The sequence below is a fragment of the Burkholderia sp. E168m23 genome (genome assembly GCF_016586125.1).
GTDB lineage: Bacteria > Pseudomonadota > Gammaproteobacteria > Burkholderiales > Burkholderiaceae > Burkholderia > Burkholderia orbicola.
Genome location: NZ_BCPP01001028.1, coordinates 1 through 2,406 on the forward strand (window position 1 = coordinate 1; position 2,406 = coordinate 2,406).

Annotated in this window: 2 protein-coding genes and 1 pseudogene; 2 read left to right on the forward strand and 1 reads right to left on the reverse strand. The window is 67.2% G+C overall.

All coding sequences use genetic code 11. The features are described from left to right. A pseudogene (locus JMF90_RS33530) lies at window positions 1-152 on the forward strand (monooxygenase); the annotation flags it as partial. Continuing rightward, complete coding sequence (locus tag JMF90_RS33535; protein WP_006483335.1) at window positions 149-1,549, forward strand: LLM class flavin-dependent oxidoreductase; 1,401 nt, start codon at window positions 149-151, stop codon at window positions 1,547-1,549. The pseudogene JMF90_RS33530 and the gene JMF90_RS33535, both read left to right, overlap by 4 nt. Window positions 1,550-1,676: 127 nt before the next feature. Here the strand turns inward: JMF90_RS33535 and JMF90_RS33540 are convergent. Next, on the reverse strand, window positions 1,677-2,406 hold a 730-nt coding region (locus JMF90_RS33540; RefSeq protein ID WP_374104315.1), incomplete at its 5' end, for an MFS transporter.

Below are 2,406 nucleotides of genomic sequence, written 5' to 3' on the forward strand. Positions count from 1 at the left end.
GCACGGTGTCGTCGCACAATCCGCTCGTGTACAAGGCGCGCATCGTCGGTGACTGGATCATCAACGGCCGCACGCCGCCGTTCGTCTGGCGCGTCGGCAACGGGGCGGACGCCAACGCGGGTGCCGGTGCGGGAACGGGGGCCGCGCAATGAGCAAGACGATCCGCTTCAACGCATTCGAGATGAACTGCGTGGGCCACCAGTCGCCCGGCCTGTGGGCGCATCCGCGCGACCGCTCGTGGCAGTACAAGGATCTCGACTACTGGACCGACCTCGCGCGCGTGCTCGAACGCGGGATCTTCGATGCGATCTTCATCGCGGACGTGATCGGCTACTACGACGTGTACAAGGGCAGCAACTATCACGCGCTGCACCAGGCCGCACAGATTCCCGTCAACGATCCGCTGCAACTGGCCGCGCCGATCGCGATGGCGACCGAGCATCTCGGCATCGGCATCACCGCGTCGACGACGTTCGAGCACCCGTACACGTTTGCCCGCCGGCTATCGACCGCCGACCATCACACGAAGGGCCGGCTCGCGTGGAACATCGTCACGTCGTATCTGGAGAGCGGCGCGAAGAACGTCGGCGATCACGGGCTGCGCACGCACGACGACCGCTATGCGGTCGCGGCCGAATACGTCGAGGTGCTGTACAAGCTGTTCGAAGGTAGCTGGGAGGATGGCGCGGTGGTGCGCGATCGCGACGGCCGCGTGTTCACGCATCCGGAGAAAGTGCACGAGATCGGCCACAAGGGCCGCTTCTTCGACGTGCCCGGCTATCACCTGTGCGAGCCGTCGCCGCAGCGCACGCCGGTGCTGTTCCAGGCCGGCGCGTCGGGCCCCGGCAAGGCGTTCGCCGCGCAGCACGCTGAATGCGTGTTCGTCGCCGCGCCGACCCGCGACCAGCTCGCGCGCTACGTGGCCGACGTGCGCGCACAGGCCGCGGCCGCCGGGCGCGACCCGGCGAAGGTGCTGATCTACAACCTCGTGACGGTGATCGTCGACGAGACCGACGAGAAGGCGCAAGCGAAGTTCGACGAGTATCGGCGCTACGTGTCGTACGACGGCTCGCTGGTGTTCATGTCCGGCTGGACCGGCATCGACTTCGGCCAGTACGCGCCGACCGATCCCGTCAGGCGTGTCGAAACGAACGCGATCGTGTCGGCGGTCGAACACCTGTCGGGCGGCGACACCGCGTGGACGATCGAGGCGCTGGCGGCCTGGGGCGGCATCGGCGGGATGGGCCCGGTGTTCGTCGGGTCGGCGTCGACCGTCGCGGACATCCTGCAGGAATGGGTGGCCGCGACCGACGTGGACGGCTTCAATCTCGCGTATGCGGTCGCGCATGAAACCTTCGAGGACGTCGTGCGCCATCTCGTGCCGGAGCTGCAGCGCCGCGGCGTGTATCCGACCGCGTATGCGCCGGGCACGCTGCGCGAAAAACTCTTCGGCGGCTCGGCGCGGCTGCCGGATGAGCATCCGGCCGCGCAGTTTCGCGATATCGAACAGGTCAAGCGCGCGGCCGAGCGGGAAGCGGTCAGCGCGTAGCGTCGGGCAACGTCGAAGCCGGTCTGTCCGCATTCATGCGACGGCCGGCTTCAGTACAAACGGCTTCGTGCAGTCTGACGAAGCCGTTTGTATTTGCCGGGAAACAACGAGCGCTTCGCGTCGACAGTTACGCCACGCTTTCGTCGTCGACGTCGTTCGCCGTCGGCTCATAGCGAATGATCAGCAGAAACACGATCGGCGTGACCGCACTGATCGCGACGACCCAGAACATGTCGGTGCCGAGACGCGCCTGCAGGATCGGCAGCACGAACAGCGCGAGCGCCTGGCCGATGCCGCACAGCGACCGCCCGAAGCCGACGCCGGTGCCGCGGATCGCGGCCGGATACGACAGCGTCGGATAGATCATCATCTGCGCGCCCGGCCCGAAACCTTCGGCGAACAGCCAGGTACCGAGCATCAGCAGCACGACGCCGACCGCCAATGCACCGTGCGGATGCCCCGCCAGCGCCAGCGCGACGAGCGCGACCGTTTGCAACGCAAACCCCGCGATCGCGACATGCCGTGACGGATAGCGATACGCGAGGCGCATGCCGAGCAAGCCGCCGGTGAACGCGAACAGCACGTTCAATGCGAGCGACGCCGCGATCGTCTCGAACACGCCCGCGCCGAGGAATTGCGACAGGATCGACGGCAGGAAGAACGCGATCGCCGTGTATTCGAACGGGATGCACAGGTTCATCACGCTGGCGACGATCGTGCGCCCCAGATACGGACGCTGGAACAGCACGCGAATCCGCACCGGCGGCGGGCTCGGTTCGCGCCGCGCATCGTCCGCTTCGTGCGCGTGAATGCCGTACGACTCGCGCAGGATGCGCGCTGCGTTGGCCAGGTCGCCC

What these genes read in the sequence shown, in the direction of transcription:
- JMF90_RS33535 (WP_006483335.1), top strand. Translation starts at nt 149, where the DNA reads ATGAGCAAGACGATCCGCTTCAACGCATTCGAGATGAACTGCGTGGGC.